The sequence below is a fragment of the Vreelandella andesensis genome, assembly GCF_003989795.1.
Classification (GTDB): Bacteria; Pseudomonadota; Gammaproteobacteria; order Pseudomonadales; family Halomonadaceae; genus Vreelandella; species Vreelandella andesensis.
The window spans coordinates 1-20,971 of record NZ_RZHG01000021.1 but is presented as its reverse complement, the minus strand read 5'-3'; the positions used below and the strand labels follow the sequence as shown (position 1 = coordinate 20,971).

The 20,971-nt window shown below is 52.6% G+C and carries 13 protein-coding genes and 2 tRNA genes; 13 read left to right on the top strand and 2 right to left on the bottom strand.

The genetic code is table 11. The features are described from left to right. The first annotated feature begins 54 nt into the window (after positions 1-54). From gltB to eno, 5 genes are all read left to right on the top strand, one after another. Positions 55-4,512, top strand: coding sequence for a glutamate synthase large subunit (gene gltB / locus ELY33_RS11955; RefSeq protein WP_126948142.1), 4,458 nt, complete (start codon positions 55-57; stop codon positions 4,510-4,512). A gap of 33 nt (positions 4,513-4,545) precedes the next feature. Beyond that, positions 4,546-5,964 (top strand): FAD-dependent oxidoreductase, encoded by a 1,419-nt coding sequence (locus ELY33_RS11950; RefSeq protein ID WP_126948141.1) that lies wholly within the window; start codon positions 4,546-4,548, stop codon positions 5,962-5,964. A 280-nt stretch (positions 5,965-6,244) separates the two neighbouring features. Then, positions 6,245-7,900 (top strand): CTP synthase, encoded by a 1,656-nt coding sequence (locus ELY33_RS11945; protein WP_126948140.1) that lies wholly within the window; start codon positions 6,245-6,247, stop codon positions 7,898-7,900. 15 nt (positions 7,901-7,915) lie between these two features. Further along, entirely contained in the window at positions 7,916-8,785 is an 870-nt protein-coding gene (gene kdsA / locus ELY33_RS11940) for a 3-deoxy-8-phosphooctulonate synthase (protein ID WP_126948139.1), read from the top strand. A gap of 69 nt (positions 8,786-8,854) precedes the next feature. Further along, on the top strand, positions 8,855-10,144 hold the full coding sequence (gene eno, locus ELY33_RS11935) for a phosphopyruvate hydratase (protein WP_126948138.1): 1,290 nt from the start codon (positions 8,855-8,857) through the stop codon (positions 10,142-10,144). Positions 10,145-10,604: 460 nt separating this feature from the next. On the opposite strand, the gene fdxA is transcribed toward eno, so the two are convergent. Both fdxA and mutS read right to left on the bottom strand, forming a co-directional pair. Next, positions 10,605-10,928 (bottom strand): ferredoxin FdxA, encoded by a 324-nt coding sequence (gene fdxA, locus ELY33_RS11930; RefSeq protein ID WP_126948137.1) that lies wholly within the window; start codon positions 10,926-10,928, stop codon positions 10,605-10,607. A 154-nt stretch (positions 10,929-11,082) separates the two neighbouring features. Next, the gene (gene mutS / locus ELY33_RS11925; RefSeq protein ID WP_126948136.1) at positions 11,083-13,650 is read right to left on the bottom strand and encodes a DNA mismatch repair protein MutS; all 2,568 of its coding nucleotides are present in this window, start codon (positions 13,648-13,650) and stop codon (positions 11,083-11,085) included. A 174-nt stretch (positions 13,651-13,824) separates the two neighbouring features. Here mutS and ELY33_RS11920 point away from each other — a divergent pair, with 174 nt between their 5' ends. The 8 genes from ELY33_RS11920 (at position 13,825) to ELY33_RS11885 (ending at position 20,845) form a co-directional block, all read left to right on the top strand. Continuing rightward, positions 13,825-14,358, top strand: a complete 534-nt coding sequence (locus ELY33_RS11920; RefSeq protein WP_126948135.1) for a CinA family protein — start codon at positions 13,825-13,827, stop codon at positions 14,356-14,358. Between the two features lie 89 nt (positions 14,359-14,447). Then, positions 14,448-15,509 (top strand): recombinase RecA, encoded by a 1,062-nt coding sequence (recA, locus tag ELY33_RS11915; protein ID WP_126948134.1) that lies wholly within the window; start codon positions 14,448-14,450, stop codon positions 15,507-15,509. 42 nt (positions 15,510-15,551) lie between these two features. Further along, complete coding sequence (locus tag ELY33_RS11910; RefSeq protein ID WP_126948133.1) at positions 15,552-16,013, top strand: regulatory protein RecX; 462 nt, start codon at positions 15,552-15,554, stop codon at positions 16,011-16,013. A gap of 168 nt (positions 16,014-16,181) precedes the next feature. After that, on the top strand, positions 16,182-18,791 hold the full coding sequence (gene alaS / locus ELY33_RS11905) for an alanine--tRNA ligase (protein ID WP_126948132.1): 2,610 nt from the start codon (positions 16,182-16,184) through the stop codon (positions 18,789-18,791). Positions 18,792-18,888: 97 nt separating this feature from the next. After that, positions 18,889-20,139, top strand: coding sequence for an aspartate kinase (locus ELY33_RS11900; RefSeq protein WP_126948131.1), 1,251 nt, complete (start codon positions 18,889-18,891; stop codon positions 20,137-20,139). Between the two features lie 194 nt (positions 20,140-20,333). Continuing rightward, positions 20,334-20,522, top strand: coding sequence for a carbon storage regulator CsrA (gene csrA, locus ELY33_RS11895; RefSeq protein WP_039180068.1), 189 nt, complete (start codon positions 20,334-20,336; stop codon positions 20,520-20,522). A 125-nt stretch (positions 20,523-20,647) separates the two neighbouring features. Beyond that, positions 20,648-20,740: transfer RNA gene (locus ELY33_RS11890), tRNA-Ser, on the top strand. Positions 20,741-20,768: 28 nt separating this feature from the next. Next, a tRNA-Arg gene (locus ELY33_RS11885) sits at positions 20,769-20,845 on the top strand. Positions 20,846-20,971: the final 126 nt, after the last annotated feature.

Below are 20,971 nucleotides of genomic sequence, written 5' to 3'. Positions count from 1 at the left end.
GTAATCATAACACGAAAGCACTGCTAAATAAATACGCTGACTAGAGGCACGCCCATGAATAGAGGTCTTCACCAGCCTGGCGAGTTTCGCGACAACTGTGGCTTTGGCCTTATTGCCCATATGGAAGGGCAGGCCAGCCACGACTTGCTGAAAACGGCTATTGAATCACTTACCTGCATGACCCATCGCGGCGGTATTGCGGCAGACGGCAAAACCGGTGACGGTTGTGGCTTGCTGCTGAAAATGCCGGTGCAATTCATGCGCGCTGCCGCGAAACAGGCGCTTGATGCGACGCTTGGCGAACGCTTTGCGGTAGGTGTTATCTTTTTGCCAGATGACGATGCACGCGCAGCTAATGCTAAGGAAGTCCTTGAACGCGAGCTAAATAACCGCGGCTTAGACGTATTGGGCTGGCGCGAAGTGCCCACCGACTCAAGCGTGTGTGGCCCTATGGCGCTAGACTGTTTACCGCGAATTGAACAGCTGTTTGTTCAGCCAGGCAGTAGTGAAAATTTAAGCAGCGAAAGCTTTGGCGTCGATTTGTTTATGGCGCGTCGCTATGCCGAGCAGGCGCTTCGCGGCGACGAGGACTTTTATGTCGCTTCGCTCTCATCAGAAGTTGTCTCTTATAAAGGTTTAGTCATGCCGGAAGATTTACCGGCATTCTACAAAGACCTTAATGATCCTCGCCTGGAAACCGCAATTTGCGTGTTTCACCAGCGTTTCTCCACTAACACCGCTCCGCGCTGGCCGCTAGCACAGCCATTTCGGTTATTGGCGCATAATGGCGAGATTAACACCATTGAAGCCAATCGCGGGTGGGCAAACTCCCGTAAAGCCAACTTTGTTAATGAGCGTCTGCCTGATATTGCTGAGCTTGACGAAATCGTCAATACCACCGGTTCTGATTCCTCAAGCATGGATAACATGCTGGAAGTGCTGCTGACAGGCGGAATGGAGTTGCACCGTGCGGTGCGCATGATGGTGCCACCTGCGTGGCAAAATGTTGAGACGATGGACGCCGAGTTGCGCGCGTTCTATGAGTACAACTCCATGCATATGGAGCCATGGGATGGCCCCGCTGGCGTAGTAATGACCGATGGCCGCCAAGCCGTTTGCATGTTAGATCGTAACGGCCTTCGTCCAGCGCGCTGGGTGATTACCAAAAATGGCTACATTACGTTAGCGTCTGAGATTGGCACCTATGGTTACCGTCCTGAAGACGTGGTCGCTAAAGGTCGCGTTGGTCCTGGTCAAATGCTGGCCGTAGATACTCAGAGCGGCGAAGTATTGCACACCCACGATATCGATAACCGCCTGAAGTCGGCGTACCCCTATAAGCGCTGGCTTAAGCAAGAGGCCAATTACCTAGAGTCGGCGCTGACTGAGCTTGCGCGTTTCCAGACAATGGATACTGACGCACTTAACGTTCAGCAGAAAATGTTCCAGGTGAGCTTTGAAGAGCGTGATCAGCTACTGCGTCCGTTGGCGGAAAGTGGCCAGGAAGCGGTTGGCTCGATGGGTGATGATACGCCTATGGCCGTGTTGTCTAGTCGTCCACGTCTGTTGACCGACTTCTTCCGCCAAAAGTTTGCTCAGGTAACCAATCCGGCGATCGATCCCCTTCGTGAAGCGATCGTTATGTCGCTGGAAACTTGCTGCGGTGCTGAGTTAAATGTCTTTAAGGCGACACCAGAGCACGCTCACCGCTTGATTCTGACAACGCCGGTGCTATCACCACGTAAGTTCACCGCATTGGTTAGTCAGGACGATCCTGCCTTTGCTAGCCACACACTGTCACTTGGCTACGACCCAGAGCACACCAGTCTTCAGCGAGCGGTTACCTCACTTTGCCAAGAAGCCGAAGCACAGGTAAAAGCGGGTAAGGTGATTTTGGTGTTGACTGATGCCGACCTTCCCAAAGGCCAGTTGCCTATTCAGGCTGCTCTAGCGGTGGGGGCTGTTCATTCTCATCTTGGTCGTTTGGCGCTGCGCCCTAACGCTAATATCGTGGTGGAAACCGGCTACGCAAGGGATGCGCACCAAATGGCGGTATTGTTTGGGGTCGGCGCGACCGCCGTTTACCCGTGGCTTGCTTACCAAGTGATGGCCGATATGCACCGCACCGGTGAGCTAACAGGCAACCCGGCTGATGCCCGTGAGAATTACCGCAAAGGCCTGCAGAAAGGACTGTTCAAAATCCTTTCAAAGATGGGTATCTCAACGCTGGCTTCTTACCGCGGTTCTATGTTGTTTGAAGCAGTGGGGCTGTCTGACGAGATCATGGATACCTGCTTTGTGGGCATGGCCTCACGTATTCAGGGTGCTGGCTTTGCAGAGCTACAGATGCAGCAAGAGTTATTGGCCAAGGATGCCTGGATTGCCCGCAAAGGTATTTCCCAAGGCGGGATGCTGAAGTATGTCCATGGTTATGAATATCACGCCTACAACCCAGATGTCGTGATGTCGCTGCAAGCGGCAGTTCAAGAAGGCAGCTATGAAAAATGGAAAAAATTCGCACGGCTGGTCAACGAGCGCCCGGTAGCCACTATTCGAGACCTGCTTAAGCTCAAACCGGCTGAAACGCCGATTTCAATAGACGATGTTGAGCCGATTGAAGCGCTAATTCCACGTTTTGATAGTGCCGGCATGTCGCTGGGTGCGCTTTCGCCGGAAGCCCATGAAGCACTGGCCCAGGCCATGAACGAAGCGGGTGGGCGCTCTAACTCAGGCGAGGGTGGCGAAGACCCTGCTCGCTACGGCACCATTCGTAGTTCGAAAATCAAGCAGATTGCTTCTGGCCGCTTTGGCGTTACTCCGGCCTATTTGGTCAATGCCGATGTATTGCAGATTAAAGTAGCCCAAGGTGCGAAGCCTGGCGAAGGGGGGCAGCTTCCTGGTGGCAAGGTCAACCAGCTGATTGCTCGGCTGCGCTACTCAGTGCCCGGTGTGACGCTGATTTCGCCGCCGCCGCACCACGATATCTACTCGATTGAAGACTTAGCGCAGTTGATCTTCGACCTTAAGCAGGTCAACCCGGACGCTCAGGTCTCGGTAAAATTAGTGTCTGAGCCAGGCATTGGCACCATTGCTACCGGTGTGGCGAAAGCCTACGCAGATTTAATCACCGTTTCCGGTTATGACGGAGGCACTGCGGCAAGTCCTTTGACCTCTATTAAACACGCGGGTTCTCCTTGGGAGCTTGGGCTGCCCGAGGTTCATCAGGCACTGCGCATTAACGGCCTGCGCGACAAGATTCGCTTGCAAACAGACGGTGGCCTTAAAACGGGGCTAGACGTGGTTAAAGCAGCAATTCTGGGGGCTGAAAGCTTTGGTTTTGGCACCGCGCCTATGGTGGCGTTGGGTTGTAAGTATCTGCGTATTTGTCACTTAAACAACTGTGCGACCGGGGTGGCAACGCAAGATGATTTCCTGCGTGGCGAGCACTTCCGCGGCACCGTCGATATGGTGAAAAACTACTTCCGCTTTATTGCTGAAGAAGTGCGTGAACTGATGGCTATGTTGGGCGTACGCCAGTTGACCGACCTGATAGGTCGTACGGATCTGCTGGAAGTGTTAGAAGGTAATACTGCTGCTCAGCGTAAGCTGGATTTAACCTCACTGCTGTCGAATGATTTTGTGCCTGCGGATGCGCCGCAATTCTGCAACGTAAGTCGGAATGTGCCTCACGACCCAGGTGCTAAAAACCAGGAAGTGCTGGCCGCGCTGAAAGAGGCCATTGAAAACCAGTCGGGTGGTGAGTTTGATTTCACCATTACCAACTGTGACCGCAGCGTAGCCGCTTTAACCTCGGGTGCCATTGCCAAACGTTACGGGGAAGATGGCTTAGAAGCAGCGCCGGTCACTGCGCGCTTTACCGGGGTCGCGGGGCAAAGCTTCGGCGTTTGGAACGCTCGCGGCTTGAACCTCTATCTCGAAGGCGATGCCAACGATTACGTCGGTAAAGGCATGAACGGCGGCAGCATTGTGATTGTACCGCCCAAGGTTAGTCAGTTCGAAAGTCATAAAACCGCCATTATTGGTAACACTTGCTTGTATGGCGCGACGGGTGGCACGTTATTCGCCGCAGGGACTGCGGGTGAGCGTTTTGCGGTGCGTAACTCCGGTGCTACTGCCGTTATTGAAGGTGCGGGTGATCACTGCTGCGAATATATGACCGGCGGTTTGGTCTGCGTATTGGGTGAAACTGGCGTTAACTTTGGCGCGGGTATGACCGGTGGTTTTGCCTATGTATTGGATGAAGACCGTACCTTTGTGGACAAGTACAACCATGAGCTGGTCGAGATCCACCGGGTCAACACCGAAGCGATGGAAGCGTATCGCCGGCACTTACGTGAAATGATTGAAGCCTATGTTGCGGCAACAGGCTCTGATCGGGGTGCGGCGATTCTGGAAGACTTCGGCGACTACGCACGTCACTTCTGGCTAGTGAAGCCAAAAGCGGCAAGCCTGGGTAGTTTGCTGAATCAATCTCGGCGTCAGCCGGAATAACCCGCCAGTGCCTACGCTTCGAGGAGAAAAATCATGGCTAACCGTTTAAATAACGATTTCCAGTTTGTTGATGTGGGTCGTAAAGACCCACAGAAAAAAGCCGCACACACCCGGGCAAAAGAGTTCGCTGAAATTTACGAGCCCTTTAAACCCACGGATGCCGCGAGTCAGGCGCACCGTTGCCTGCACTGTGGTAATCCGTACTGCGAGTGGAAGTGCCCGGTCCATAACTATATTCCCAACTGGCTCCAGCTGGTGGTGGAAGGCAACATCATTGAAGCTGCTGAGCTTTCACACAAAACCAACTCGTTGCCTGAAGTGTGTGGCCGCGTATGTCCGCAAGACCGCTTATGTGAAGGTGACTGCACGCTGAACGATGGCTTTGGCGCGGTCACTATTGGCTCGGTGGAGAAGTACATTACCGATACCGCGTTCGCCATGGGTTGGCGTCCGGACATGTCGAAGGTTGAGTGGACCGATAAGAAGGTCGCCATCGTAGGCGCGGGGCCAGCAGGTTTGGGGTGCGCGGATATTCTGGCACGTAATGGCGTCAAGCCAGTGGTGTTTGATAAGTATCCCGAGATTGGCGGTCTGCTCACTTTTGGTATTCCAGAATTCAAACTGGAAAAAAATGTGATGGAACGTCGTCGCGCCGTCTTTGAAGAGATGGGGGTTGAATTTCGCCTGAACACCGAGATTGGCACTGACATCGAATTCGACACGCTGCTGCAGGAATATGATGCTGTTTTCCTGGGGATGGGCACTTATAAGTACATGGAAGGTGGTTTCCCCGGTGAAGATTTGCCTGGTGTGTATAAAGCGCTGGATTTCCTGATTGCCAACGTTAATCGCCGGTTAGGTTTTGAAAAAGATCCTAACGACTTTATCTCGATGGAAGGTAAGCGTGTGGTGGTGTTGGGTGGCGGTGATACAGCAATGGATTGTAACCGCACCTCGATTCGTCAGCGCGCTGGCAGTGTCATCTGTGCTTACCGCCGTGACGAAGAAAACATGCCCGGTTCTCGCCGTGAAGTAACCAATGCGCGGGAAGAAGGGGTTGAGTTCCTGTTCAACCGTCAGCCGGTAGCGGTAGTGGGTGAAGAACAGGTTGAAGGGGTTAAGGTCGTGCGTACCCGACTGGGCGAGCCTGATGAAAATGGCCGTCGACGTCCTGAAGTGGTGCCTGGCTCTGAAGAAATTATTGCTGCCGATGCGGTCGTGGTGGCGTTCGGTTTTCAGGCAAGCCCTGCACCTTGGTTTGACGGCGCTAATATTCAGGTCGATGAACGCGACCGCGTCAAAGCACCAGAGCACGGCCAGTACGCCTATCAAACCAGCAATGAGAAAATTTTCGCGGGTGGCGATATGGTGCGCGGTTCAGACTTGGTAGTCACCGCGATTTATGAAGGTCGCCAAGCGGCTGAAGGGATTTTGGATTATCTAGGCGTTTGATTTCGCGGGGTAAGGGCAGGCGGGGCTTCAAGCCTGGGACTCTACCGACATCAAGCCAACGCGAGGGCGCTGTGAACCCATCCGTGGGCGCTATTTTCGTCATTTGACCGCCAGGGACGGCGTAAATGCTGAAGAAATACCCTCGCTTAGGCCTGATGCCGGCGTCGCTAGATGCCAACAGCAGTTCAAATTGAGCCTTAAGGCGTACTCTGCTATTCTGTCGTCCCATCCTGGTGTGGCTTTCTGCTACGCCTTTTGATCACGTTTCGACAGGTTTTCCATGACACGATATATCTTCGTGACCGGCGGCGTTGTGTCCTCTCTTGGCAAGGGCATCGCGTCGGCCTCGCTGGCGGCGATTCTAGAGGCTCGCGGCCTTAAGGTCACCATGCTCAAGCTCGACCCCTACATCAACGTGGACCCGGGTACCATGAGTCCCTTCCAGCACGGCGAGGTGTTCGTCACCGAGGATGGCGCCGAGACGGACTTGGACCTAGGGCACTACGAGCGCTTTATTCGCACTAAAATGACCCAAGGCAACAATTTCACTACGGGCCGTGTGTACGAGAGTGTGCTGCGTAAAGAACGCCGTGGTGATTATCTGGGGGGGACCGTTCAGGTTATTCCTCATATTACCGATGAAATTAAACAGCGCGTCTATGCGGGCGGTGAAGGCTTTGATGTGGCGCTGGTGGAAATCGGTGGCACGGTGGGTGATATCGAATCGCTGCCGTTTTTAGAGTCTATTCGCCAGATTCGCAGTGAGCTTGGCGCTAGCCGGGCGATTTACATGCACCTTACGCTAGTGCCGTATATCAAGACGGCAGGCGAAACTAAAACTAAGCCGACCCAACACAGCGTTAAAGAACTACGTTCCATTGGTATCCAGCCGGATATTTTGATCTGCCGTAGCGAAGTCGAGCTGGAAGAGAGTGAACGCCGCAAAATCGCTCTGTTCACTAACGTAGAAGAGCGTGCAGTTGTACCGTTACAAGATGCCGATACCATTTATCGCATTCCGTTGATGCTTCATGAGTACGGCCTGGACGATATCGTCTGCGAGAAGCTGCGCCTGGAAGCAGCGCCCGCCGACCTTTCGGAATGGGTCAAGGTGCTGGATTCCAAGCTGAACCCGCTAAAGTCGGTAAGCATTGCCATGGTCGGTAAGTACATGGAACTGCTGGATGCCTATAAGTCGCTTAACGAAGCGCTTATTCACGCAGGTATTCAAGGTCGAATTAAAATCAATATCGACTATATCGATTCTGAAGATATTGAACATCACGGTACCGAGCGGCTTGCTGGTAAAGATGCCATTTTAGTGCCAGGCGGTTTCGGTGAGCGTGGTGTAGAAGGAAAAATTCTTACCGCCCAGTTTGCGCGTGAGAACAACATTCCCTATTTAGGTATTTGTTTGGGAATGCAGGTGGCGGTCATCGAGTTTGCTCGCAATGTGGCTGGCTGGAAAGACGCTAACTCTACTGAATTTACTCATGATACCAAGCACCCTGTGGTGGGCTTGATCACAGAGTGGATTAACGCTGAAGGTAAGATCGAGCTACGCGATGCCGCGTCTGATTTAGGCGGCACAATGCGTTTAGGTGGGCAGATTTGCCATTTAAAAGCAGGTAGTAAGGCTCGCGAAGCCTACGGCGCTGATGAGATTGTTGAGCGTCATCGCCACCGCTTTGAAGTCAATAACCAGTTTATTGATGAGTTGGAGCAGGCGGGCTTGGTTATTTCAGGTAAGAGCGTCGACCAATCTCTGGTAGAAGTAGTTGAGCTGGCCGATCACCCTTGGTATGTAGCGTGTCAATTTCACCCGGAATTTACCTCGACACCACGTGACGGACATCCGCTATTCTCTGGGTTTGTTAACGCGGCCCTTGAGCACAAAACGGCACGTACACGCGCTCACACAACGACTCAGGAATAAGGGAGAGCGAATCGCATGTCCTCGACGTCTCAATCACCCTTTTCAGAGCGTCATATTAACGTTGCCGGCCTAACCGCCGGCAATTCTTTGCCGCTGATGCTATTAGGCGGCATGAATGTGCTGGAGTCGGCGGAGCTTGCCGATGAAGTGGCACAAGCCTACGTTAATGCGACGCAAACGCTGGGGATGCCTTATGTGTTTAAGGCAAGCTTCGATAAAGCAAACCGCAGTTCGATTCACTCTTATCGCGGGCCTGGGTTAGAAAAAGGCTTGCAGATTCTAGCGGATATCAAAGCACGCTATGGCGTGCCTATTATTACCGACGTTCACGAACCCTGGCAGGCTGAACCCGCGGCTGAAGTCGCCGATATTATCCAGTTGCCAGCGTTTCTTGCCCGCCAGACTGACTTGGTAGTAGCAATGGCCAACACGGGTGCTGCGATAAATATTAAAAAGCCGCAGTTTCTAGCACCTCACGAAATGCGTCATATCCTCACCAAGTTCCAGGAAGCTGGCAATGATCGCTTAATGCTATGCGAACGTGGCACCAGCTTTGGTTATAACAACTTGGTGGTAGATATGCTGGGCATGGGTGATATGAAGCAGACTGGGTATCCGGTGTTCTTCGATGTCACCCACGCCTTGCAGCGCCCGGGTGGACGTGCAGACAGCGCCGATGGCCGTCGTGCTCAGGTGGCAGAGCTGGCCCGTGCGGGCGTTGCCGTGGGCTTGGCAGGGGTTTTCCTAGAAGCTCACCCCGATCCAGATAACGCTAAGTGTGATGGGCCCTGTGCATTGCCATTGGATCAACTAGCGCCATTTTTGACTCAGCTGTCGCAGTTAGATGCGCTGGTGAAGGGGTTCGCGCCTCTAACCATCCGTTAACCGCGATGGCAACATGGTATACATTTGACCCACAATCACCCATTAGACCGACAACCAAAGGATACTGTTATGACCAAAATTGTTGAAATCAGCGCGCTAGAAGTGCTCGATTCCCGCGGCAACCCAACCGTTCAGGCCATGGTTCGCCTGGAAAGTGGTGCCGTTGGTGAAGCATGCGCGCCAAGCGGTGCTTCTACAGGCTCCCGCGAAGCGCTTGAGCTGCGCGATGGCGACAAGACACGCTACCTTGGCAAGGGCGTTTTAAAAGCCGTTGAGGCCGTGAATGGCAAAATCAGAGATGCGTTGTTGGGAATGGATGCGCGTGATCAGCGTGGGCTAGACGACGCCATGCTGGCCCTGGATGGTACTGAAAATAAAGCTAACCTGGGCGCGAATGCTATTTTAGCCGTGTCGCTTGCAGCCGCTAAAGCCGCTGCCAATGCTAAAGGTGTGCCGCTGTATGCGCACATTGCCGAGCTTTATGGCCAACCAGGCCAGTACAGCATGCCGGTGCCGATGATGAACATTCTTAACGGCGGCGAGCACGCTGATAATAATGTTGATATCCAGGAGTTCATGGTACAGCCCGTAGGCGCAACGAACTTCCGTGAAGGTCTCCGTATGGGCGCGGAAATTTTCCATGCGCTAAAAAAAGTGCTGTCTGCTAAGGGTCTTTCTACGTCAGTTGGTGACGAGGGCGGTTTTGCCCCCAACCTGGCATCCAACGCGGATGCCCTGGCGATCATTAAGCAAGCTGTTGCTGATGCCGGTTACGTACTGGGTAAAGACGTAACCTTGGCGCTTGATTGTGCTTCTTCCGAGTTCTACAAAGACGGCCAGTACAACCTGTCTGGCGAAGGCAAAAGCTACGATGCGGAAGGCTTTACCGAGTATCTGGCCGGCCTGTGTGCGGACTATCCTATCGTCTCCATCGAAGATGGCATGGATGAATCTGATTGGGCAGGCTGGAAAGCACTGACTGATAAGTTGGGTGATAAAGTACAACTTGTTGGCGATGATTTGTTTGTTACCAATACTAAGATTCTTAAACGCGGTATCGACGAGCAAATTGGTAACTCAATCCTGATTAAATTCAACCAGATTGGTTCGCTGTCTGAAACCCTGGATGCGATTAAAATGGCCCAGGATGCTGGCTTCACCGCGGTTATTTCTCACCGTAGCGGTGAAACTGAAGATACAACGATTGCTGATCTGGCGGTAGGCACCTGTGCAGGCCAAATTAAGACGGGCTCCCTATGCCGTTCTGATCGTGTAGCGAAATATAACCGTCTGCTGGTTATTGAAGCGGAATTGGGCGATGTGAGTTATCCAGGCCTAAAAGCCATTAAAGGGCAGTAAGCGAAAAATCAGCGTCGGCGTGTAAGAGATCTCTCAAAATTTTGTAAGAGATCTCTTACAAATAGTGGCAATACTTGCTCATACAAGTGTAAAAAAAGATAATTTTTTCCACTTATTTTTTAATAAGTATATGACTTTAAATCGATTAATGAGAAATGGGCGAGCCGGAGAGGCTCGCCCATTTTTATGTAGGCACGCTTGAGTTGCTTTGGCTTTCTGCCAAACTGCGAGCAGGACAGGGGAGGCAAGGATGCTTTAGGCAGGATGCAACGGGATGCAGGTCAGATACGCCGGGTGACACAATGACGTGAGTCTCGGCAAGGATGGTATCTGAGGAAGTTGACACAGGGAGTGGTCAGAGGAAGTGCTTGGAGCGGGCGGCCTACGGGCCGCCTTTTTTTGTCCAGTAGTGCGAGCAAAAAACCAGCGCGGGCGCTGGTCTGAAAGTACGCGTTTTGGGTTAGCGTTCTAGCCTTTCCAGCTTGCCGGTTTTGCCGTCCCATTCTTCTGCATCTGGCAACGGATCTTTTTTCTCGGCAATATTCGGCCATACGTCGGCTAATTCAGCGTTGATTTCTATAAATTGTTCTTGGCCATCCGGCAGCTCATCTTCAGAAAAGATAGCTTCAGCGGGGCACTCCGGTTCACATAAGGCGCAGTCAATACACTCGTCTGGGTGAATGACCAAAAAGTTGGGGCCTTCGTAGAAACAATCGACCGGACAGACTTCCACACAGTCGGTGTATTTACACTGGATGCAGTTCTCGGTAACGACAAACGTCATCTTGCTATCCCTCTTGCGAGACCGGAGTTTCCCGGTCGTGGTCAATAGTTAATGGTTATAAATCGGCCGTTTTTTATAAGATAAAACAGTATGGGCGACATTCTAGTGGTGCCCTTTCGTGGCGGCAAGCGCTTGTGGCTTTCCTTTCATCCCATTACAGCAGTTCTCGCCACTTATATAGGAGTGCTAGCGCTTCACGAGGCGTTAAATCATCTACATCGGCCTTGCCGAGTGCTTCCACTACGGGGTGCGGTGCACTGGCAAACAAATCGTTTTGGTGAGGTGCTGCGGAAACGCTACTTGGACGCTGCAGCTCATCCACATCGCGCTGCTCCAGAGTCATCAGTTTTTCACGGGCTCTGCGTATTACATGGCTAGGAACACCTGCCAACTGGGCTACCTGTAAACCATAGCTTTGGCTCGCCGGGCCAGGCTCGATGCGGTGCATAAACACGATGCTGTCGCCATGTTCGGTGGCTGTCAGGTGAATGTTTGCCACGCCATCGGCCTGTTCGGGTAGCGCGGTCATCTCAAAGTAGTGAGTGGCAAACAGGGTCAGTGCCTTTGCTTCAGCTAGATATTCAGCACTGGCCCAAGCCAGTGAAAGGCCGTCAAACGTGCTGGTGCCTCGTCCAATTTCGTCCATCAATACCAAGCTATGCTCGGTAGCGTTGTGCAAAATATTAGCGGTTTCAGTCATCTCTACCATGAACGTAGAGCGACCGCCTGCTAAGTCGTCGGAGGAGCCGATACGGGTAAAAATACGATCGACCGGGCCTATTTCAGCGCTATCGGCAGGGACGAAGCTGCCGCTATGAGCGAGCAGCGCAATGAGCGCAGTCTGACGCATATAGGTTGATTTACCGCCCATGTTAGGACCGGTGATAATCAACATGTGCTGATCAGGTGTTAGCGTGACATCGTTGGGAACAAACGGTGTGTCACTGACGTGTTCGACAACGGGGTGCCGTCCAGCGGTGATTCTAATGCCAGTGGCATCGCTAAGCTGGGGTCTTACCCAGTTAAGTGCTTCGGCACGTTCGGCAAAGGCGCATAGTACGTCAAGTTCTGCTAGCGCCCGCGAGGTGTTTTGCAGTGCGTGAAGCGCTTCGTTGAGCTCGATTATCAGGCGTTCGTAGAGCCATTTTTCCCGAGTGAGCGCCCGTGACTTGGCTGAGAGTGCTTTGTCTTCGAACTCTTTTAGCTCTGGAATGATAAAGCGTTCAGCATTTTTTAGTGTTTGACGGCGAATATAGTCGGCGGGCGCCTGCTGCGCTTGAGAACGGGGTAATTCAATAAAGTAGCCATGAACTCGGTTGTAGCCGACTTTTAAGTTGGCGAGGCCAGTGCGTTCGCGCTCGCGCAGTTCCAACTGAACGAGGTAATCCCCGGCATTTTCAGCCATACCACGGTGTTCATCTAGCTCGGTGTCAAAACCGCTCGCAATCACTCCGCCATCGCGAATCACTACCGGCGGATTCTCAACTAGCGCGCGCGTTAATGTATCCGCTATCTCTGGGTAAGGGCGAATGTGGGGTTTAAGGCCATCGATGGCGCTACCGCGATCAATCTCGCTTAACAGTTGCTCTAGTGCGGGTAGCATTACTAGGGCGTCGCGCAGCCGTGCAAGGTCTCTAGGCCGGGCGCTGTATAGTGCGACGCGGGCTAAAATGCGCTCGACGTCGCCGACATCATTTAACGTATCGCGTAGTGATAGGTAGGCCGCTTCAATCGTGAGCAGAGCTACCCCCGCATGACGATTTTCTACGACATCACGCTGACGCAGCGGGCGGTTAAGCCAGCGCTTTAATAAGCGCGAACCCATCGCGGTGGTGCAAGTGTCCAGCACACTGGCAAGGGTGTTGTCGCTGTTACCACCCAGATTGATATCAATTTCTAGATTACGCCGACTGGCCGCGTCAATCACCACGGCATCATCGCGGTTTTCGACGCTAATTGCGGTTACGTGGGGCAGGCGAGAGCGCTGGGTATCCCGCGCGTAATCAATCAAGACGCCCGCAGCAATCAACGCAGTGGTTAAATGTGCACAGCCAAAACCGCGTAAATCCTGGACTTCAAACTGATCGCACAGGCTACGGGTGGCGCTATCTAAGTCAAATAGCCACTCTCCTTGGCGTCGTAGGCTGCGCTTTTGAGACCAAGCATCAGGCAGGGTCAAACTTTCGGGTACAAGCAGTTCGGCAGGTGACAGACGGGTTAGCTCTGCCTGCATCTCGGCTTCGCTTTCTACTTCCAATACGTTGAATCGCCCACTGGATAGCTCCAGCCACGCTAGGCCCCAGCCGTCTTTGCTGGGCGCAACGGCGACCAGCATGTTATCGCGCCGGGCATCTAGTAAGGCTTCATCGTGAAGCGTGCCAGGGGTGACGATGCGCACGACTTGTCGATCTACGGGGCCTTTGCTGGTGGCAGGGTCACCGATTTGCTCGCAGATGGCGACGGATTCACCGGCTGACACCAAACGGGCTAAATAGCCTTCAGCGCTATGGTAGGGTACACCTGCCATAGGAATGGGCTTGCCCCCTGACTGGCCGCGCTGGGTAAGGGTGATATCCAGCAGCATCGCAGCGCGCTTAGCATCATCGAAAAATAGCTCGTAAAAGTCACCCATTCGGTAAAACAGAAGTACTTCAGGGTGATCGTGTTTAATCTTAAGATATTGCGCCATCATCGGCGTGTGAGCGGGGCTGGCCTGTGACATGGGCGTCCTGGTTGAGCGTTGCGCAAGCAGTTTCAGCTTGCGGCATGTTCTTTGTCAGTTACTTTAAGCGATTTCTTTGAGTGATTTTTTTGAGTGATTTCTTTGAGTAATTTCTTTGAGAAAGTTAATCACGCTATTCTACGCTGAACAGAGGTCTCACATGAAGGAGTCACCATGGCACCTAGCGTTTCAAGCCTAAAGAATCTAGACCTATCACTGCTTGCTCAGCGACTGGGAAGGCTGTGCGAGCAACTTGGAGTTGAAGTTTCCACGGCAGAGTCCTGTACGGGAGGCGGCATCGCTAGCGCCATTACTTCTGTAGCGGGGAGTTCAGCGTATTTTACCGCAGGCTATGTAACCTACTCCAATGCCGCTAAAACGCGTATGTTGAACGTGCCCAAGGCGGTTCTTGACGCCCATGGAGCGGTCAGCGAGCAGGTCGTTAATGCAATGGTGAAAGGTGCTTGCTTAGCAAGTGGTGCTGGCTTAGCCGTCGCAGTGAGTGGGGTGGCAGGTCCTGGTGGAGGCAGTCAAGAGAAGCCCGTGGGTACCGTATGGCTTTCCTGGGGCAGTGCAGAAAGCCAGCAGGCAGAGTGCTTCCACTTTCACGGCGACCGACAGGCGGTGCGTGAACAAGCCGTACGCGAGGCGTTGGCAGGTTTCGTCGCGCGGTTGATGGCTCAGGCGAAAGACAGTGAAAAGAAATAAATATTAAATATGGTGCTGAGGATTTGTTTAGCCGCTAATCTTTGGCATACTACTGGCTAATTATACAGTTTGTGATGAGGAATTTCTGCATGGCTCAGGATGACAACCGCACCAAAGCGCTAAATGCTGCACTTAGCCAAATTGATCGCCAGTTTGGTAAAGGAACCGTTATGCGCCTTGGCGATACACCGCGCGTGGTTATGCCATCTGTCTCCACGGGTTCATTGGGGCTTGATATTGCACTTGGTATTGGCGGCCTACCGTATGGCCGTGTATGTGAAATATTTGGCCCAGAGTCATCTGGTAAAACCACGCTAACCCTATCAGTCATCGCTCAGGCGCAAAAACAGGGCAAGGTATGTGCGTTTGTCGACGCAGAGCATGCTCTCGATCCAAGTTATGCAGAAAAGCTAGGCGTTAATTTAGACGATCTGCTGGTTTCGCAGCCTGATACCGGTGAGCAAGCGCTGGAAATTACCGATATGCTGGTACGTTCCGGTGGTGTCGACGTGATTGTAATCGACTCCGTTGCTGCGTTAACGCCGCGTGCTGAAATTGAAGGTGAAATGGGCGACTCCCACGTGGGTCTTCAAGCACGTTTAATGTCTCAGGCCTTACGTAAAATTACCGGTAATATCAAAAACGCCAACTGTTTAGTGGTGTTTATTAACCAGATCCGTATGAAGATCGGCGTGATGTTCGGTTCGCCTGAAACCACGACCGGCGGTAACGCGCTTAAATTCTACGCCAGTGTGCGTCTGGATATTCGCCGTACCGGCTCCGTTAAATCGGGGGATGAGGTGACGGGTAATGAAACGCGCGTGAAAGTTGTTAAAAACAAGGTGGCGCCGCCATTTCGTCAGGCAGAGTTCCAAATTCTTTATGGTAAAGGTATCTACCATGCGGGCGAGGTTATTGACCTGGGCGTTCAGTGTAGCTTGGTAGACAAAGCAGGCGCGTGGTACAGCTACAAAGGCAAGAAAATTGGTCAGGGCAAAGCCAATGCTGCGCAGTATTTAGAAGAGCATCCTGAGATTATGGAAGAGATTGAAGCACAAATTCGAGCGCAGCTACTTGCCGCACCAGAGGCGAAAAAAGAAGAAGCGCCTGCGGCTGATGTTGCCGCCGAAAGCGATGATGATTTGCTATAAGCCGCGTTATGATGCTGTTCTCTAAACCGCTGAGCAAACGCTATGTTTTCTTCCGGCGGTGAATTAACGCCACGGCAAGTGGCGATCCAACTGCTGTCTCGGCGCGAGTACTCTCGCGCTGAGCTAGCGCGTAAATTGCAGCAGAAATCTTTTCAGCCTGATGATATTGCTGTCTGCTTGGACGCGTTGGAAGAGCAGGATTTGCAGTCCGATGAGCGCTTCGCTGAAAGCTTTATACGGTCGCGTATTCTTCGTGGGCAAGGGGTTATCCGTATTAACGGTGAGCTTCGCCAGCGTGGCGTAGATCAGGAAACGTCAACGACGGCCTTTGCCAAAGTAGAAGAGCGCGAAGCCGTGGACTGGTTTGAACTAGCCCGTGATACCTTGGTTCGGCGCTTTTCTTCGCCAGGTGATACTCCCAAAGAGCGTGCTAAGCGTGAGCGATTCCTCGCCTCACGTGGATTTGATTTCGAGCAAATTCGTTACGCGCTTTCCTGTTTGTAATTTTCTCTAGGTTAGCCTTTCTGGTTGTTTTTTCGCCGTCTGTTTCAGTTCTGCCACTAACTGCGGCTTCAGTCGTTTGACAACTGCGTTATAATGCACCCTTTGCGACCCCATCGGGTGGCGGCGACAGCGCCCTGGGGCATCATGCTTTCTTGTCACGGATACCCTATGAAAAGCGCAGAGATCAGACAGGCCTTTTTATCTTTTTTTGAAAAGCAGGGGCACACCATTGTGCCCACCAGCTCGCTTGTGCCGGGCAATGACCCGACGCTGCTCTTCACCAATGCAGGCATGGTGCCTTTCAAAGACGTTTTTCTTGGCCGCGATCCGCGACCCTATGTGCGCGCCACATCAGCCCAGCGTTGCGTGCGTGCTGGCGGTAAACACAATGATCTAGACAACGTCGGCTACACCGCTCGTCACCATACGTTCTTTGAAATGCTGGGTAACTTTAGTTTTGGTGATTACTTTAAGCGTGAGGCCATTCGTTTTGCTTGGACGTTTCTGACCGAAACGTTGGGTCTGCCCAAAGAGAAACTCTGGGTAACGGTGCATATTAGTGACGATGAAGCAGAGCGTATCTGGAAAGACGACATCGGCATTGATCCTGACCGCTTCTCAAAACTTGATGAAGATAATTTCTGGCAGATGGGCGACACTGGTCCTTGTGGCCCTAGCTCTGAAATCTTTTTTGATCATGGCTCCGATGTATGGGGTGGTCCGCCTGGCAGCCCTGAAGAAGATGGTGATCGCTATATCGAGATCTGGAATCTCGTATTCATGCAATTCGATCGCGATGCCGCCGGTACATTGAATTCGCTACCCAAGCCTTCCATTGATACGGGAATGGGTTTGGAGCGTGTGGCGGCTGTGATGCAGGGTGTTCACTCTAACTACGAGATCGACCTATTCCAAAACCTGCTGAAAGCTGCCGCTGAGGCGACGGGGCACGATGACACCGCGACGCCATCGTTACGTGTTATTGCTGACCATATTCGCTCTTGCGCGTTTTTGATTACAGACGGCGTATTGCCCTCCAACGAAGGCCGCGGCTACGTTCTTCGCCGGATTATTCGTCGAGCGATTCGCCATGGGCATAAACTTGGCGCTTCCGAGCCGTTCTTCCATAAGCTGGTAGCAGCACTAGACGCTGAAATGGGTGGCGCCTACCCCGAGCTGCGCGATGCCAGCGACCAGATTGCTCGAGTGCTTCTTAAAGAAGAGGAGCAGTTTGCGCGCACGTTAGATCATGGCATGGGGCTACTAGATGCGGCGCTTGAAGAGCTTCAGGGTGACGTGCTGCCTGGTGAGACCGTCTTCAAGCTTTACGATACTTACGGTTTCCCCTTCGACCTAACTGCCGACGTATGTCGTGAGCGCGAAGTTACCTTGGATGAAGTCGGTTTCCAGCGTGAGTTAGAAGCGCAGCGTGAGCGCGCAAGGGCGGCTAGCCAGTTTAGCGCAGACTACAGCGCTGCGATCGACTTGGAGGGCGAAACCCAGTTTACGGGTTACGAACACCTAGCCGACCAAGCGACGGTCACTGCCATCGTGGATGGCGAAGGTAATGCCTTGGCGGCTCTGGAAGCTGGCCAGAAAGGCACCATTGTACTGGATCGTACGCCTTTCTATGGCGAATCGGGTGGCCAGGTGGGCGACACCGGTTACTTATACGTTGATGGCGGTCGTTTCCAGGTAACCGATACACAGAAACAGAGCGGCCATCACCTTCACCAAGGCATCATGGTAGAAGGTGCGCTTAGCGTCGGTGCCAGCGTCCGAGGTGAGGTAGATGCCAGCTTGCGTAATGCAACCATCCGCAATCACTCGGCGACGCATTTGCTGCACAAAGCGCTGCGTATGGTGCTGGGTGATCACGTTCAGCAAAAAGGTTCGTTGGTAAATGCGGAACGCCTGCGTTTTGACTTTAGCCATTTTGAACCGATGTCCGCTGAGCAACTAGCGGAAGTAGAGCGGCTGGTAAATGAGCAGATCTTAGCCAATGCGCCGACCAAAACGGAGCAGATGAGCCTAGCAGAGGCGAAATCCAAAGGGGCCGCTGCATTGTTTGAAGCAAAGTATGCCGATAACGTGCGAGTACTAACCATTGGCGCCGATGACTTTTCTATTGAGTTGTGTGGTGGTACTCACGTGAACCGCAGTGGTGATATTGGTTGTTGCCATGTGGTCAGCGAAGTGGGCATCGCCTCAGGTGTGCGTCGTATCGAAGCGATCACCGGCGAAAACGCGCTGGCTTACTTCCGCGAGCAGGAAGCCCGCGTGCAGCGTCTTGGTGAGCGCCTGAAAACCAAGCCGGAGCAAGTGGAAGCAAGGGTTGAGTCGCTGGTTGAACGTAATCGCGCGCTTGAGAAAGAGCTTGAGCAGCTTAAAGCCAAGCTCGCTAGCGCTGCAGGCAGCGACATGCTTAGCCAGGTACAAGAAATTAACGGTGTTAATTTGCTGGTGACCCAGCTTGAAGGCGTTTCCGGTAAGGATTTACGCGGCGTACTTGATCAGTTGAAAAACAAGCTTGGCTCTGGCGTGATCCTGCTCGGTGTTGCGGATACGTCGGCAGGTAAAGTTAGTTTGATATCCGGTGTTACCCAGGACTTAGTTGGCCGTGTAAAGGCAGGTGAATTAGTCAATCATGTTGCTTCGCAGGTGGGCGGTAAAGGCGGTGGCCGCCCGGATATGGCGCAAGCGGGTGGAAGTTTGCCCGATGCCTTGCCGGCGGCACTAAGCAGCGTGCCAGCTTGGTTGAAAAATACGCTTAGCTAAATACAAAGGCCGGTGGCACTATCTGTGCTACCGGCTTTTTTGTTAAATAGTAATAATATCCACCCTCCATTCCCGAACCTATAGGAAAAAACGGCATATGGCATTATACGTACAGAAGTTCGGCGGCACCTCGGTGGGCTCTGTCGACCGTATCAAGGCCGTGGCGGAAAAAGTTAAAGGCTTTCGCGACCAAGGGCACCAGATAGTGGTGGTGGTCTCGGCGATGAGCGGGGAAACTAACCGCCTGACCGATATGGCAAATGCATTAAATGATGAACCCGCGCCGCGCGAAATGGATATGCTGCTCTCTACCGGTGAGCAGGTGACGATTTCGCTGCTGGCAATGGCGCTTCAGCAAATTGGTGTTTCTGCTACGTCTCATACCGGTGCTCAGGTCGGTATTCATACCGATAGTGCCTACACCAAAGCGCGCATTCAACGTATTGAAACTGATGATCTGAAAGCCGATCTTGATGAAGGCAAAGTGGTCGTAGTGGCTGGTTTCCAGGGCGTTGACGAAGATGGCAATATTACGACGCTTGGCCGCGGTGGTTCAGATACAACAGGTGTTGCGCTTGCTGCAGCGCTTGGAGCCGATGAGTGCCAGATATACACCGATGTTGATGGTGTTTACACCACGGACCCCCGCGTGTGTTCCAAGGCTCAGCGCCTTGAGAGCATTACCGTGGAAGAAATGCTTGAACTCGCAAGCCTAGGTTCCAAAGTACTACAGATTCGCGCCGTCGAATTTGCGGGTAAGTACAACGTACCACTTCGCGTGTTGTCGAGCTTTGAAGAAGGCCCCGGCACCCTAATTGTTGCAGAAGCAGACCAAGACGAGGACGCTATGGAAGAACCGCTAATCTCCGGTATCGCATTTACCAAAAACGAAGCTAAATTAACCTTACTGAACACGCCTGATGTTCCTGGTGTGGCGTCGCGTATTCTCGGCCCTATTGCAGACGCCAATATCGAAGTCGATATGATTGTACAAAACGTGGCGCCTGCCGGTGATTACACTGACTTCACTTTTACCGTCGCTAAAGGTGATTATAAAGCGACCAAAAAGTTGCTTGAAGAGACGGTAATCCCGGATTTAGGCGGCGGCGAGCTGCGTGGTGATGATAATATTGCTAAGGTATCTCTCGTCGGTGTTGGTATGCGCTCTCATGCGGGCGTTGCCTCCAAGATGTTCCGTGTGTTGGCTGACGAAAACGTCAATATTCGTATGGTTTCTACATCGGAAATTAAAATTTCCGTTGTTATTGATGAAAAGCATATGGAGCTTGCGGTTAACGCCCTACACAAAGCATTCGGTTTGGATAAGTCTGATATCGAATCTGAATAACAATTGCGCGCTAAACCTTCTACGCTGAAAAGTACTTGCTGCCGCGTGGTGGTGAGCTTTCTTTCAACGGGAGGTTAAGGTGTCATAGGGGCTTGAGCCATTGGTGGTAGCGGCACCATGACGCACACAATAGCGTGGTGCCGCTTTAAGCGGACACATCCCGTTGTACTCAACGTCTGAGAAGGAGATCAGCCATGCTCATCTTAACCCGCCGGGTTGGCGAAACGCTGATGATAGGCGATGAAATCACCGTCACGGTGTTAGGTGTGAAAGGTAATCAAGTGCGGATTGGTGTTAATGCGCCAAAAGATGTCGCTGTCCACCGTGAAGAGATTTACCAGCGCATCCAACGTGAACGTAATAGCGAAAGTGAAGCTGAATAGCTGGACGCCTATTTCGCGCCCATTAAGGGCGTTTGAGCGGTAAGAGAGCAGGTCGGCGCGAAAAAAGTCGGTACAAGGCTGGACACCAGCCATCATAATCGGTAACATTCGCGCCGTGCTGTTGAGGAGAGGTGGCCGAGTGGCTGAAGGCGCTCCCCTGCTAAGGGAGTATAGGGTTTATAGCCCTATCGAGGGTTCGAATCCCTCTCTCTCCGCCAACTGCATAAAGCAACATCAATGAGATAAGCGCCCGTAGCTCAGCTGGATAGAGTACCTGACTACGAATCAGGGGGTCGGAGGTTCGAATCCTCCCGGGCGCGCCATCTTGAATTAAGAAGTTATTGATGTTATTGTGTTTTCATCATCCAAGTGATGTTAAATACAATTAAGCGCCCGTAGCTCAGCTGGATAGAGTACCTGACTACGAATCAGGGGGTCGGAGGTTCGAA